We start from the raw sequence: 15,231 nt of genomic DNA, 5'->3' as shown, positions 1-15,231 counted from the left end.
TCATGATTCTATTCTAGCTTGGAATCAATTAAAAATATACCTCGTGAGTATTATTGGACAATATGCAGAATTAAAAGTTGCCAAATTGGTTGACTTTGGAGTGTTTTTAGAAGGCGAAGATGAAGCTTTGATCTTGCTGCCAAATCAATATGTTCCGCCAAAAACACAAATTGACGACAAAATTAAAGTATTTATATATAGAGATTCGGAAGATCGAATTATAGCCACAACGCTAAAACCTAAAGCCATTGTTGGAGAATTTGCTGTTCTAAAAGTAAAATCGGTAACCAATGTAGGTGCATTTTTAGATTGGGGATTGGCCAAAGATCTGCTTGTTCCGTTTAGCGAACAAAGAGATAAAATGCAGGTAGATCTTTCGTACCTGGTATACATCTATTTGGATAATGCTACAGGAAGAATTGTAGCTACAGCTAAAATTGAAAGAATTCTACGAGACAATGAAACCTCATATCAGGAAGGAGACGAAGTAGATATATTAATTGGCAAAAGAAGTGAATTGGGTTTCCAGGTGTTGATTAATGATGATGCCTTGGGAATGGTATACAAAAACGAAGTTTTTGGACACCTGAAAATTGGAGATCAAAGAAAGGCATATATTAAGAAAATCCGTCCCGATGGCAAGATTGATGTTAGCCTTCAACAACAAGGATATGCAAACGAGGTTCCTAAATCGGGACAGCAAATACTTGATTTATTAAAAGAAGAAGAAGGGTTCATTCCTTTGAATGATAAGAGTTCGCCGGAAGACATTTACTATACCCTTAAAATGAGTAAGAAAAATTTTAAAAAGGCAATTGGTCTTTTGTACAAACAAAAGCTAATTACCATTGAGGATACTGGAATCTACCTGGTTCAGTGAACAGTTAGCAGTTAGCAGTTAGCAGTTAGCAGTTAGCAGTTAGCAGTTAGCAGTTAGCAGTTAGCACAAAATTAAATCCTCTAATACAAGATCACAAAAACACAACTAACTAAACATGAATTATTATCTAAGAAATTTATTTCTAGCTATTGTATTGCTGGTTTCGACAAATACAATGGCGCAGGACAAATCGGATTGGAAAGCAGGTGTACCGGAAGGATGTACAACTGTAACGGTTGGAAAACTGGCCACCACTGACGGATCGGTTATCACTTCGCACACAGATGATAGCCACAGAACACGTGCATGGATGGACGTTACTCCTTCTATGAAATACAAAAAAGGAAGTAAGTTTGCTTTGTATGAAAGATCGGCTTACGATAGTTTGGCAATGCCTACTTACCAGCACAAAAAGATTGGAGAAATCGACCAAGTTGAAAAAACTTACCAGTTTTTTAATACTGCATACCCTTGTATCAACGAAAAGCAATTGGCAATTGGAGAATCTACCTTTGGCGGGCGTGAAGAATTGTTCTCGAAAGAATGTTTAATCGATTGTCAGCGCTTACAACAATTAATGCTTGAGAGATGTACAACTGCAAGAGAAGCAATTCTATTGGCTGATGAGCTTTTAATGAAATATGGTTGGAGAGATTACGGAGAATGTTTGACCATTGCCGATAAAAAAGAAGTTTGGCATTTTGAAGTTGTTGGTCCTGGTAAAGGAAAAGTAGGTGCAGTTTGGGTTGCTCAGCGCGTACCTGACAATCACATTTCGGTAAACGCAAATGCAAGTACCATTAAAGAAATCAACCTAAAGGATAAAGAGCATTTTATGGCATCAAAAAACATTTATTCTGTTGCCAAAGAAAATGGATGGTGGAAAGAAGGTGAAGTTTTTAAATGGAACTATGCTTATGCTCCTAAAAGCAGATTATCATTAGCTTCTCGCAGAAGAGAGTGGAGAGTACTTTCGATGGCTGCTCCTTCGTTAAAACTAGATGCCAACGACAAAGATTATCCATTCTCAGTTCAACCTGATGAAAAAATCACAATGGACAAGTTGGTTGAAATCTTCAAGGATTACTATGAAGGAACTCCATATAATTTCGTAAAAAACATTAAACAAGCAAATAAGGATGGTAAAGAGGTGCTTTCTCCATTTGCGAATCCTTTTATGCCTTACGATATGAACCGTTTGTTCGGAGTTAATGGTGGTTGGGGCGAACTTGGCGAAAGAACCATCGCTCGCTGGTATACCATGTATGCAACCATTATTCAGTGTAGAGATTGGTTACCTGATGAAGTAGGTGGAATTGTTTGGCTGGCACAAGATAATGTAGCAACATCCATTTATATTCCTGTTTATGCAGGAACTACCGATTTGGCCGAATCCTACAAGGTAAAAGCTCGCAGAACAGGCTACACTCGTAAATCAGCATGGTGGGCCTTTAACCGTTTAGGTACATTAACAGCACAACGCTGGGGTGATATGAGACATGATGTTGATACAGTTTTTGTTCCTCTACAGAAACAATATTTCGAAGAACAAGCAGCTATCGACAAAGAGGCAGCTAAAATGAGTAAGAAAAAGCGTAAGGAGTTTTTAACCAAAAGAAGTATCCAATTGGGTAACGAAGTGGTAGACAAAGCATGGGAAATAGGTGATGGACTCTGGACCAAATACGATGAAAAATTCTAATAATTCCAATTAGTATGAAATAACAAAGGCCTTGGTAATAATCTATCAAGGCCTTTGCTTTTAAATTAATTTGTTAAATATTTCTTCATTTACTAAATTTACTTAATATTCATTTTTCGCCCCCTTATTTCAAACTTTTTATACTACAAATTGAATCCAAAAAAAAAATCAGATATTGCCCCTAAAGATATTACCAAGAGCTTTTTCCTTTCTCTTATTATCATCATTGTAATTTTCACGACTTCTTTTTGGTTCATCTATAATCGCCAAATCAATCAGATCAATCAAGAACATATAGAGCAAATAGAGAGTCAAATAATACATGCTAAAAAAGATTATTTAAAAACTGCCGTAGACAGAACCATTGTTGAAATCAACCAAATAGAAGCGTTTTTCAGTAATAAATTCCCTGGCGATTCAGCCTATGTCAGAAGCCAGGTAAAAAAATACATCAAAAATCACATCAGGCAAAATACCTTGGTTGATTCCGGATACATTTGGATCAATAAAATAATTAACTATGAAGGTGGTGATGATTATGCCATTCGAGAAGTTCACCCAAACCTGCCCGAAACAGAAGGTCAATTTCTTTCGACCCATACAACCGATATTAAAGGAAACACTCCTTACTTAACAGAATTACAAGGTGTGAAAAAGTATGGAGAATTGTTTTTCACCTACTGGTTTAAAGAATTCAAAACAGACCAAGTTTCGCAAAAACTAAGCTACGCAAAGCTATACAAGAAGTATGATTGGATTATTGCTACAGGAATCTATTTAAATGATATTGATACACTAATTGAAAATGAGTTAAAACACGATGAGCTCCTTGGACATAAAAGAAATAACTTAACTCTTGTTTTAATTGGTCTTACCCTTCTGATTACATTTTTAATTGCTCTTTTTTATAAAAAACATCTAACTCAAACCTTTCGTTTTTATACATGTGAGGTTGAAAAAAGAGAAAACAAACTACAAGAAATTAATGACTCTCTTGAGCAAGTAATAGCCAAAAGAACCTATCAGTTATCCGAAAGCGAAAAAAGATACAAAGCCATCTTTAGAAACAATCAATCTATTATGATGCTTATCGATCCAACAAACGGACAGATTACTGATGCTAATGCTGCTGCAGTAAAATTTTATGGCTATGATTACAAAACACTAACATCAATGTCAATTGGTAAAATTAATACATTGCCTACCAAACATCTAAGTAAAGCATTACAATCAACTGCAAAAACAAGTTCGGTATATATTTTTAAACACAAACTGGCAAGCGGCGAATTTAGGGATGTTGAAGTATATTCCGAAGCGATGATATTTGAAGAAAAGAAACTTCTTTTTTCAATTATTCATGATATCTCGGAACTACGTAAAACCAAACAGGAACTGGTAATTGCCAGAAAAAAAGCAGAAGAAAGTGATCAGCTAAAAACAGCCTTTCTTGCGAATATGAGTCATGAAATAAGAACTCCTTTGAATTCCATTCTTGGTTTTACAGATTTAATTTCAACTCCAAATATTAGTTCGAAACAACAAGAACTCTATTCAAAAATTATCAATAGTTCTGGTGAGCAATTGCTAAGAATTATTGATGACATTATCGATATTTCACACATTGAATCCAATCAGTTAAAGGTATCGTTTGAAAGTGTATCGGTAAATGACCTAATCAAAGAAATAAGCAGTGTATTTAGAAACACACTAGATTCAAAGTCTGAAAATTCGGTTGAACTGCATTTATATATCCCGGATGAATCAAAAGATTATCTTATCGAAACGGATACACTAAGATTTACTCAAATCTGTAACAATTTATTAGGCAATGCATTAAAATTCACCGATGAAGGACAGATTGAATTCGGTTACAATACAAAGTACGACGAATTAGAATTCTACGTTAAGGACACGGGCTGTGGGATTCCACAAGATCAACTCAACTTGATATTTGAAAGGTTTGCCCAGGTTACTCGTAATGAATATCGCGAAGGCAATGGTCTTGGTTTAAGCATTACCAAAGGTTTGGTGCACTTACTTGGTGGAACAATGAGCCTAAAATCTGAAATAGACCTAGGCTCTACATTCTTTTTCACCATTCCATTCACAGGTGTTATTCAAACAAAGATGAGCAAGTCAAAGGAATTGAATTAATTCTTACGCTCCAACTCTCTTAAATTCTCCATTTTCTTTGCAGTTAGATATGAATTGATATCACCCAAATGCTCTTTTACTCTTTGGTTTCCAAATTCATATACCTTATCCACCAAACCATCAAGGAAATCACGATCGTGAGATACAAGAATTAAGGTTCCATCAAAATCTTTCAAGGCCGATTTTAAGATGTCCTTGGTCTTCATATCCAAATGGTTGGTAGGCTCATCCAGAATTAACAAGTTCACAGGTTCAAGCAACAGTTTAATCATTGCCAAACGAGTTTTTTCACCTCCCGAAAGTACTTTTACTTTTTTGGTTGAATTGTCGCCTCCAAACATGAAAGCGCCCAAAATATCTTTGATTTTAGTTCTAATATCGCCCTTGGCTACATGATCGATGGTTTGGAATACAGTCAATTCCTCATCCATTAGGGAAGCCTGGTTTTGCGCAAAATAACCAATCATGGCATTGTGTCCCAAAGTTAAGGTTCCTCCATGATCAATCTCCTGCATGATTGCCTTTACCAAAGTTGATTTCCCTTCTCCATTTCTACCTACAAAGGCAAGCTTCTCTCCTCTTTCCAATGTAAAATTCACATTTTCAAATACCAAATGCTCATCGTAAGCTTTGCTAACCTCTTCCATAATTACCGGGTAGTTTCCTGAACGAGGCGATGGTGGAAACTTCAATCTCAAAGCAGAAGTATCTTCCTCATCCACTTCTACAATTTCAAGTTTTTCCAACATTTTAACTCTCGATTGCACCTGCAAGGTTTTTGAATAAGTCCCCTTAAATCGCTCGATAAAAGCTTTGTTTTCAGCAATCATTTTCTGTTGCTCATCGTAAGCCTTTTGTTGATGTGCTCTTCTGTCCTTTCTCAATTCCAGGTACTCCGAATAAGAAGCCTTGTAATCGTAAATACGGCCCATTGTAATTTCAATGGTTCTGGATGTAATTCGATCGACAAAAGCACGGTCGTGCGAGATTACCATAACCGCTTTCCCCGAATTAATCAAAAAATCTTCCAACCATTGAATCGATTCTATATCCAGGTGATTGGTAGGCTCATCCAAAAGAATCAAATCAGGCTTTTTTAGAAGAATCTTTGCCAATTCAATTCTCATTCTCCATCCACCACTAAACTCACTGGTTGGACGAGTAAAATCATCTCGCTCAAAACCTAGTCCGATTAATGTTTTCTCAACTTCTGAATCGTAATTGGTTTCTTCGATGGAATAGAATTTCTCACTTAAAGTAGATACATCTTCAATCAGCTTGTAATAGCTCTCCGACTCGAAATCGGTTCTGGAAGCCAACTCAGCATTCATCTCTTCAATCTGCTTCTCCATTTCGAAAATGTGAGCAAAAGCCTGAGCAGTTTCTTCAAAAACAGTTCTGGTATTCGATGTCATTAAGTGCTGAGGAAGGTAAGCAATGGTCTTATCCTTTGGTGTTGAAATACGACCACGAGTTGGTGTATCAACTCCTGCAATAATTTTAAGAAGTGTAGATTTTCCCGCTCCATTTTTTCCCATTAGAGCAATTCTATCCTTCTCATTAATTACAAATGAAATATCTTTAAACAAGCTTGTTCCGCCAAACTCAACAGCTAATGAATCTACAGTTATCATCTTTTCGGTTTTATTAAGCCGCAAAGATAATTATACCATTTACATATCAAAACATATATAATTTAAGCATGCTCCAGTTCTCAATAGGAGCACGCTTCTGCTTAAATCGATAAACAGAAATCAATTCAAGAATCCACCCTATTTTCCATTAGTTTTTCTGCCACCCATTTGTTGGTAACACTCTTGGGACGAATGATGGGTTGCCCCAGACCTTGGGCCAGAACATTCTGTGCACAAAAACCTAAAACTCTTGAAACACCGAATAAAACTGTGTAATAATCGAACTGATTCAAACCATACCTATACAATAAGGATCCTGAAGCCGCATCCACATTTGGCCATGGATTAGCTACCTTTCCTCCTTTGTAGGTCTTTAGAATATCGGGAACTACATGGAACAGCTTTTCAGCAATCTGGTAACAAACATCATCTGCACAATACTGCTTTCCAAAATTCATGAACTCCTTAAATCTTGGATCAGTTACCCTTAAAACTGCATGACCATAACCAGGGATTACCTTTCCTGCATCCAAAGTATCCAATACAAATTGTTTCACCTGATTTTCATTCACATTATCACCGCACTTTTCTTTTATCGCCAATATAAATCGTAAACATTCCTGATTTGCCAAGCCATGAAGCGGACCAGCCAAGCCATTTAATCCTGCCGAAATCGCATAATACAAATCAGACAATGCCGAATTCACAACTCTTGAAGTAAAAGCACTCACATTACCACCTTCATGATCGCAATGCAAAACCAGGTAAAGTCTCATCAAATATGCGAATTCTTTACCCGAACCAGGTAAGCCAAGCATTAATGCAAGATTTGCAGCCCAATCCAATTCTGGATTTCTGGCAATTAGTTTACCATCACAAAACCTGATTCTATAAATGCCTGCTGCCAATTCGGGTAATTTGGCGATTACATTTAAAGCATCCTCTAAAGTATATTTCCAATAATCAGCCTTAGTAATGCCTTTTAAATAATTCTTCTTGAATACCGATTCGTGCTCCATCGATAAAATTCCCAAACTTAACATGCTCATAGGGTGTGTATCCTTTGGTAACACCCTTAACATGTCCCAGGTATACTGAGGTACACCAGCTCTTTCATTCAATTCATTCCTAAACTCCGACAAAAAATCTGCCCCCGGCAATTTTCCTGTACACAACAAAAAGAATATCTCTTCGGGAAATCTATCGGCAAGTTCCTCAACCGTATAATCACCAATGTGAAGCCCCGAGTACGGATCAACAAAGGAAGTATTACAAACCAATGCTGTTAATCCTCTCATTCCACCATACACTTGTCCCACCGTAACTTCGGAAAGAACAGTATCTCTTCCTCCTGCAAAAATCTGATCTATTTCATCCTTTAATTGAGTGAGGTTATTCTTAATTTCATTTCTTAAAATGGACATATCCAACAACTTTAAACCGTAACAAAATCCAAAACAGAAGTATGCATTACTGCATTTTTAATAGATAAAGGGAGTCTCTTTAATTTACGAAAAATCAGACAGATTCGCTATTAAATAGCTTATTTGCTTATCATGAAACAGAACATATGAATCAAATTTATTTGTCGGCCATCTTACATTTACTACAGTTTAGCAATTGCTTAACATTTTATCCAATACAATAATTATATCTTCACATTAACTAAAATCATTTTAATACCGATTCGTATTTAATTCCGATAATCATCGGGAGATCAACAACTTCATTCCATTTATTATTGTTCTTTAAATATCTATCGGCATTATCCTTAAATAACTTTTTAATATTAATGGTATAAATAAAAACACAATGGAAAAGCGAAATAAAATTATTTATTGGACCGTAACCGGATTACTTACTGCCTTAATGTTAATGTCGGCAGGCATGTATTTTATGAATTACGAAATGGTGAGTGCAACTTTTCTGAAATTAGGATTCCCAACTTTTGTAATTTATCCTTTAGCTGTAGCCAAACTGTTAGGATTGATTGCCATACTATCTAAAAAATCGCAATTATTAAAGGAATGGGCTTACGCCGGATTTTTCTTCGATTTTGTACTTGCTTTTTTTGCCCATATTATTGCACAGGATGGAGAATATATGATGGCCTTAATAGCGATGGTATTATTGGTAGTGTCGAGAATATACGATGGAAAAGTGTTTAGATAGGATATAACAAAAAAGCATCCCTAATTGGGATGCTTTTGAATACAAGCTCTGTTTGTATTATATTATTTCACTGCAACAACTAAGTATTTTGAAGCTTTCCAGAATTCTTCAGGATTTAAGATTGTAATTGCTTCAATCTCTTTTTCTGTTCCTTCTAGTCTGTAAGAATCACTTGGGTGTGAAGTTACCAGGCTAACTTTTTTACCTGAAACTGGAATTGTTGTAGTTTGGGTAATGTCAATTTGGTTAAAGTTTTCCGGATTGATTTTTTGGTTCAATTTGTTTGTAGAACCAATTCCTAATAATCCACCTTCGCTAGTAACCACTTGTTTCATTTTCAACTCCTTGATATCGCCAATCACGTAGTGTGCTGTATTCAAGTCAGTAGTTTGCTCTTCAATAATTTTTGCCTTGTTTTCGTTCTCGGTGTTCAATGCTACAACAGTACCATTCAACTCAGTTACTTGTCCATTCAAGTTTTCAACTTCAACGTTCAATTGAGCAATTTGATCAGATAATGCTGCGATAGAAGCATCTTTCTCTTCAACTTGTGATTTTAAACCAGCAACCAATTTCTTTAGTTTCGAGTTTTGGTACCAGCTGTTCTTCAACTTCTTGTCCAGGCTTTCAATTTTAGCTCTGTTTTCTTCCAACAACTCACGAACCAGGTTCAAATCATTTACCATTTGTTCTTTCTGTCCAACTGAAGGATTCTCATTGGCATTAACAGAAATGATCTGTTCTTTCTCTTTAATGATATTCAGGTTTGCTGCAATAACATCAAACGACTCAACAAACTCATCGATAGTAGAATCTTTCTCTTGAGCCATTACAGTCAACTGTTGATTCTGCTCACGAAGTTGTTTTAATTCTTTTTGGTTACAAGCTGTAAAAAATGGTAACACTAATAATGCAAATACTAACTTTCTCATAATTCTTAATTTTTTAAACAGGTTTACATCAATTCAAATTCACAAATACCATATGAGAATACTGTGCCGTAAATATTTTTCATGCCAAAAGAAAATCACAAAAATCACTTAAATACTGATAATCTTACACTTTAGCTCTTTTTTATTTTTTGGCACATTAAAATATGGAAGATGGTTATGACAAAAACCTGTGGTAAAGATTCCACACTTTGTAGAAAAGGATTCTACAAATACATGCATCCTGAAGTGAGAATTACCAAAAAGAATGAAAATGATTTGGTTGATACGGGCAATCAGCGATCAGTTGCAAGTCGCAAGTTTCAAGTGTAAAGTCAGAAGGTGAAAGGTAAAAAACGGAGATGTGAATGCGTTTTGGGTTTTGAGTCTTACAACTTGTGTATTGAAACTTGCATCTGATTTTCGACAGCTGAAGACCTTTGACTTTTCTACCTTTCTACTTTTCCACCTTTCTACTTTTCCACTTTTCTACTATTTATATCTTTCAAAAAAAAAGCCTGCACAAGGCAGGCTGGAGGGTGTACCTTCGAAAAACTCCGAAGGCAATCGATTATCTTTTAATTCTTATTTCTTATTCCAGATCAAGGCAGCAGCCCCCAATACGGCAGCATTATCCTTAATTCCTGAAGGCAGTACTTGAATTTTACCTTTATATATAGGCATTAAATTTTTCTCTAGAGTTTCTCTTACTGGTTCAAACAAGATATCTCCAGCTTTGGCAAGACCTCCAAACAAGAAAATTGCTTTTGGACTGGTAACCGCTACTACATTGGCCAAAACTTCACCCAGCATTTGAGCAGTATAGGCAAACGTTTCGTTTGCTACCAAATCTCCTCTACCAGCTGCTTCGGCAACCATTTTAGCAGTTAGCTCACTAAAAGGAATATCTCTAAGTTCACTATCACCTAAATGTCTTGCCAATAATTTATATACCGATCTCTTTACTCCGGTAGCTGAAACATAGGTTTCCAAACAGCCTTTTCTTCCACATCCACATTCGCGTCCACTCTTGCGAACAATCATATGACCAACTTCTCCTGCAAAACCATCATGACCGTATAATAAATCTCCATTTACCACAATACCACTTCCCAATCCAGTACCAAGTGTTATTACCATGAAGTTGTTCATGTCCTTTGCTGCACCAAATACTTTTTCTCCCATGGCGGCAGCATTGGCATCATTGGTAATCATTACCGGAACATCCAAACGCTCTTTAACCAAATCAACCAAAGGAACACTTCCCTTCCACTTTAAATTCGGAGCATTTTCAATCGTACCTGTGTAATAACTTGCATTGGGTGCACCAATTCCAACTCCAATGATATTTAAAACACCCTCGTACTCCTTCAACTTAATCTGAACAAGTTCGAATAAATCATCAAGGTATTTATTAATATCATCATGGTTTTGTGTTGGTATGCTGCCTGTAACCAAACAATTCCCTTCACTATCAATACATCCAAAAACAGTATTGGTTCCTCCTATATCTATTCCTAAAGCAACTTCCTTCATTTCAATACTTCTCTTCTATTAATAAATGTCCTAATGTTTGTGTCCTTTTAATGCGTAATACAATATATATGCATAACACAAAATTGCTACAACAAAAGAATTAGCTAGACCAAAGCTATCAGCCAAGATACCCATAATCATTGGAACAACTGCTCCACCTACTATAGCAAGACACAAGATCCCTGATCCCTGACTGGTATGTTTACCTAATCCATCAATTGCCAAGGTAAAAATAGTTGGGAACATGATTGAGTTGAATAATCCAACCAATACAATACTCCATAGCGCAACATATCCAGTTGTCATCATACTAATTAAAATTAGAGCTACAACCATAACTGAATTAAATGCCAACACTTTGGCTGCCGATATTTTTTGCATTACTACAGAACCAATAAATCGGCCTACCATGGCACCTCCCCAAAATACAGAAACATATGTGGCTGCTTCGGCTTCACCAAATAAATGTAAGCCCTCATCACCAAAGTACATCACCAAAGCACTACCGATTGCAACCTCGGCTCCAACATATGTGAATATTCCTATTGCTCCTAAAACCAAATGACGAAACTTCCAAGCTGATCCTTCAGCTTTTTCTTCTTCGGCATCCTGAATTTTAGGAAGCTTTACAAATGCAAAAATTACTGCAATTAAGATTAAAGCCAATGCCAAACCTACATAAGGCATCTGAACTGCTTCTGCCTTCCCTACACTATCAGTGGCAGTATTATCAAGAATTAACCAGGCACCAAAAATTGGAGCTACCGTTGTTCCTAGTGAATTAAATCCCTGAGTAAGATTCAATCTACTCGATGCAGTTTCAGGTGTACCCAATTCTGCTACATACGGATTTGCAGCCACCTGCAATACAACAATGCCCGATGCAAGAACAAATAATGCAAACAAAAAGAATCCGTAGGATAAGAAATTGGCCGCCGGGAAAAACATTGCTGCCCCAATACCTGCTATTGTTAATCCTGTTACAATTCCCATTTTATATCCAATCTTTCCAATAATCCAACCAGCAGGCAAGGACATTAAAAAGTAAGCTCCAAAAAATGTGAACTGCACAAGCATTGCCTGCGTAATTGATAAATCGAATAATCCTTTTAAGTGAGGAATTAGAATATCATTCATACAGGTTAAAAATCCCCACATGAAAAATAATGAAGTTAACAATGCCAATGCACCCTTATAATTCATTCCGCCTTTAGCACCGGTTTTTTCCGAGCTGATATTTGTACTTATTGATACCATATCTTATTATTTCAATCGTTTGAGTTATTGCAAGACAAATTTCTTTGATTTTCCAGTAAATGCATTTTACTATTTTATCATTTAATTGTACTATATTTGCATCAACACTATACTAAGCCACTACATAAGCTAATACATTATTACCATTAAGAAAATACGTATCAAATGGGAATTCAACATCCCAAATAAAAACATATTAGCAGTTTTTATAAATACAGCTTGTTTTAACTGATAAAATAATACAATCATGTCATTAGTTTTAGAAGAAATTTCGGTCAAAAGGGAACATTCATTCCGTTCAAAAATTGATGTACTACCACACATTGAAGTACCTTGGCATTACCATCCAGAGTATGAATTGATATTCATTGAAAAAAGCCATGGCACCCTGGTGGTGGGCGATTGTATCGATCATTTTAATGATGGTGACATGATCTTTATTGGTCCCAATACGCCTCATATCATGAAAAATGATGATTTGTTTTATAGCAAAGAATCAGAAGAAAGAGTGATTGCATGGGTAGTCCATTTCAAAGAAGATAGTTTTGGTAAAGAATTCTTTTTATTGCCTGAGATGAAAAGAATCAAAGAAATGCTAATCAATTCATTTAAAGGAATTCGTATCGACGGGAGTACCAAGTACAAAATTATCCAACTGCTACAAAATCTACATAGCTCAGATTATTCACAAAGGATAATTATTCTATTACAAATTCTTCAATTAATAGCTCAATCTGAAGATCTGGAATATTTGGCGTCGGACAGTTTCGTAGAATCCTTTAAGCAAAGTAGTAATCAAAAACTATATAAGATATACGAATACGTTAGTGAGAACTTTCATCAGAAAATCGAATTGGAAGAAGCCGCTAAAATTGCCAATATGAGTAAAACCGCCTTTTGCCGATTCTTTAAGAATAAAACGCAAAAGACGTTCTCGGAATTCCTAAATGAAATGCGGATTAACTATGCAAAAAAACTGCTGGCTGAAGGAAAATTAACCGTTGCACAAATTGCCTACGAATGTGGTTTCAATAGTCCATCCTATTTTAACAAGCAGTTTAAGACTCATACAGGACAAGCGCCAAATGAGCAGAGAAGGCAATTTACAAGTGATAAGTAACAGGTGGATAATTGGCTTTTGCAATTATGCGAATTTGTTATTTGGCAAGTCTGAATTATATTAAAATTGTTGCTCAAATCAATCCGAATTACATATTGATTCGATAGTACCCATTAGGTGAGTTTTCAATATTGAACTATTAAAGATAAATTAGAATTGGAGAGCTGATTAAACAATAAAATACCATAATTCATACCAATCGTTCCCCACTTAATTTATAATGGCATAACAGGTAGTTCCTTCTCAATTGCTGCTGGGTATATTAAAATTGAAGGATAATGTCGCATCATGTATCATGAAGCTGAATTCAAACTATAAGCAAACTCCTCATAAGAATACACTTACAAGGAGTATATATAACTATACAAGAAACAATTAAGTCTTAATAATTATCTTAAAAACTAAATCCCAATTTTGTTAGTCCATCTTTAACTTCTTGATCGGCCATAAAAAGATTCCAAAGCAATTGAGTTCTGTAATTTTCTATCATAGCTACAATTGGTCCTTGATCAATACCAATATAACCATCAGAATACCAATCGTAATGCTCAGAGAAAGCATCAAAAAAACCATAAGTCCCCCACAGCTTGCGATTCATTTTATAATAGAAATATTCCAAAGCCTTTGTCGATTCCTCAGGGGTGTAAGGGAATGATGCCAATGCTGCTGTAGGTGCTATTACCCCTACATCATTTCCAGGATGATGACCTCCATATCCAGAGTAATTATCGCTTGATGTCAGCCCCCAGCTATCGCCACCATAACCTTCATACCCCTTAGGATTCGCTTTACAATAGGCATAGTTGATGCGGGCATGTGCGGTAACTTGTTCCCAATAATTTGCATATTGATCTTCCAGATTTCTAGGATCTAATCCAATAAATGAATAATGAGACCAAAACATTGGCCCACCATAATCTATTCCCAATGGTAACTTGATGCCGTAAAATCTACCATTATTATACATTTTACCGCCCCTTTCAAACCAACCATTTTCATATGTTCCTTTATTGATTGTATGCGTTGGAGAGGCTGCAGCTAAAACATAAACAATCAAAGCCTCATTCCAACCTCCAACTTTATGCCCCATAGCAAAATTATGATTTGGTGACCAATGCCATGATAAAATGTTATCACCCGAATCGAAGAAATTCCATTCAACAGCTTCCCAAAGTGCAGTAATTCGATTCCTAAGATCAATTTCGGTCTGATTTTCACCATTAAAGAATTGTCTGTTGATTAACATACCCTGCATAAGAAAAGCAGTCTCAACCAAATCAATTCCATCATCTTGCCCTGAAAAAGGTCTGATATGGCCATTATCACCATAATACCAGTGCCCGTATGCACCATGATAACTGTCACAATTCTCCAGGAAAGAACATATTTTATTCATCCGGCCTATTGCCTCTTCCCGTGTTATCCATCCTCTTGTAACGGCAACAGGAAAGCACGATATACCAAATCCTGTAGCACCTGTAGCTACCAATCGAGGTGAATTACCGTCATACGAATCATCTTGAGAACGTTCTCTAGCACACCCGCTATTAGGTTCTGCAAAATCCCAAAAATAATTGAATGTTCTCTTTTGAACCAGGTCCAAAAGTTCATCCGTTGATATTTTTTCAATCTCTTCCTCCTCTGTTGGTATTTCAGGAGAAAAAGGTTCCATTTTACTATTAGAACAACCGATCATCATAAAAATTAAAACTAGATAAATAGTTAAATTCTTAACATACTCTTTGCTTTTTGCTAATAAATTCATATCATCTTTTTTAGTAATTCAAAATATATTTTGCAGACATATCAAAAACAAAACCACACATATGATTATAACTGAACACAAT

The 15,231-nt window shown here is 35.9% G+C and carries 12 protein-coding genes; 6 read left to right on the top strand and 6 right to left on the bottom strand.

Annotated elements, in window-relative coordinates; genetic code table 11:
* Positions 1-43 precede the first annotated feature (43 nt).
* The 3 genes from NQ163_RS05230 to NQ163_RS05220 all read left to right on the top strand — a co-directional run bounded on the left by NQ163_RS05230 (position 44) and on the right by NQ163_RS05220 (position 4,736).
* Positions 44-880, top strand: a complete 837-nt coding sequence (locus NQ163_RS05230; RefSeq protein WP_268189225.1) for a CvfB family protein — start codon at positions 44-46, stop codon at positions 878-880.
* A gap of 115 nt (positions 881-995) precedes the next feature.
* Positions 996-2,582: a dipeptidase gene (locus NQ163_RS05225; RefSeq protein ID WP_268189224.1), complete on the top strand. Its 1,587-nt coding sequence runs from the start codon at positions 996-998 to the stop codon at positions 2,580-2,582.
* A 150-nt stretch (positions 2,583-2,732) separates the two neighbouring features.
* Positions 2,733-4,736 carry a sensor histidine kinase gene (locus NQ163_RS05220; RefSeq protein ID WP_268189223.1) on the top strand — a complete coding sequence of 668 codons (2,004 nt, stop codon included), beginning with the start codon at positions 2,733-2,735 and terminating at the stop codon, positions 4,734-4,736.
* Here the strand turns inward: NQ163_RS05220 and NQ163_RS05215 are convergent.
* Together NQ163_RS05215 and NQ163_RS05210 are read right to left on the bottom strand one after the other, a co-directional pair.
* Positions 4,733-6,370, bottom strand: coding sequence for an ABC-F family ATP-binding cassette domain-containing protein (locus tag NQ163_RS05215; protein WP_268189222.1), 1,638 nt, complete (start codon positions 6,368-6,370; stop codon positions 4,733-4,735). The genes NQ163_RS05220 and NQ163_RS05215 overlap by 4 nt on opposite strands.
* 125 nt (positions 6,371-6,495) lie before the next feature.
* Positions 6,496-7,794 carry a citrate (Si)-synthase gene (locus tag NQ163_RS05210; RefSeq protein WP_268189221.1) on the bottom strand — a complete coding sequence of 433 codons (1,299 nt, stop codon included), beginning with the start codon at positions 7,792-7,794 and terminating at the stop codon, positions 6,496-6,498.
* Between the two features lie 388 nt (positions 7,795-8,182).
* Here NQ163_RS05210 and NQ163_RS05205 point away from each other — a divergent pair, with 388 nt between their 5' ends.
* Positions 8,183-8,542, top strand: coding sequence for a DoxX family protein (locus NQ163_RS05205; RefSeq protein ID WP_268189220.1), 360 nt, complete (start codon positions 8,183-8,185; stop codon positions 8,540-8,542).
* Positions 8,543-8,604: 62 nt separating this feature from the next.
* On the opposite strand, the gene NQ163_RS05200 is transcribed toward NQ163_RS05205, so the two are convergent.
* Positions 8,605-9,474, bottom strand: coding sequence for a Cbp1 family collagen-binding glycoprotein adhesin (locus NQ163_RS05200; protein ID WP_268189219.1), 870 nt, complete (start codon positions 9,472-9,474; stop codon positions 8,605-8,607).
* Positions 9,475-9,645: 171 nt separating this feature from the next.
* On the opposite strand from NQ163_RS05200, the gene NQ163_RS05195 reads away from it, so the two are divergent.
* A complete protein-coding gene (locus NQ163_RS05195; RefSeq protein WP_268189218.1) occupies positions 9,646-9,804 on the top strand; it encodes a hypothetical protein in 159 nt (52 codons plus the stop codon).
* Positions 9,805-10,056: 252 nt separating this feature from the next.
* Here NQ163_RS05195 and NQ163_RS05190 read toward each other — a convergent pair whose 3' ends face one another.
* Positions 10,057-11,007, bottom strand: coding sequence for an ROK family protein (locus NQ163_RS05190; RefSeq protein ID WP_268189217.1), 951 nt, complete (start codon positions 11,005-11,007; stop codon positions 10,057-10,059).
* Between the two features lie 30 nt (positions 11,008-11,037).
* Entirely contained in the window at positions 11,038-12,264 is a 1,227-nt protein-coding gene (locus tag NQ163_RS05185; protein ID WP_268189216.1) for a sugar MFS transporter, read from the bottom strand.
* A 247-nt stretch (positions 12,265-12,511) separates the two neighbouring features.
* On the opposite strand from NQ163_RS05185, the gene NQ163_RS05180 reads away from it, so the two are divergent.
* Positions 12,512-13,384 (top strand): AraC family transcriptional regulator, encoded by an 873-nt coding sequence (locus NQ163_RS05180; protein ID WP_268189215.1) that lies wholly within the window; start codon positions 12,512-12,514, stop codon positions 13,382-13,384.
* A gap of 394 nt (positions 13,385-13,778) precedes the next feature.
* Here the strand turns inward: NQ163_RS05180 and NQ163_RS05175 are convergent, their stop codons facing one another.
* Positions 13,779-15,149: a glucoamylase family protein gene (locus NQ163_RS05175; RefSeq protein WP_268189214.1), complete on the bottom strand. Its 1,371-nt coding sequence runs from the start codon at positions 15,147-15,149 to the stop codon at positions 13,779-13,781.
* Positions 15,150-15,231: the final 82 nt, after the last annotated feature.

It is taken from the genome of Marinifilum sp. D737, from assembly GCF_026672275.1.
GTDB lineage: Bacteria > Bacteroidota > Bacteroidia > Bacteroidales > Marinifilaceae > Marinifilum.
Note: the sequence above shows the minus strand (reverse complement) of the source record. Positions and strands in the feature narration are given on the sequence as shown.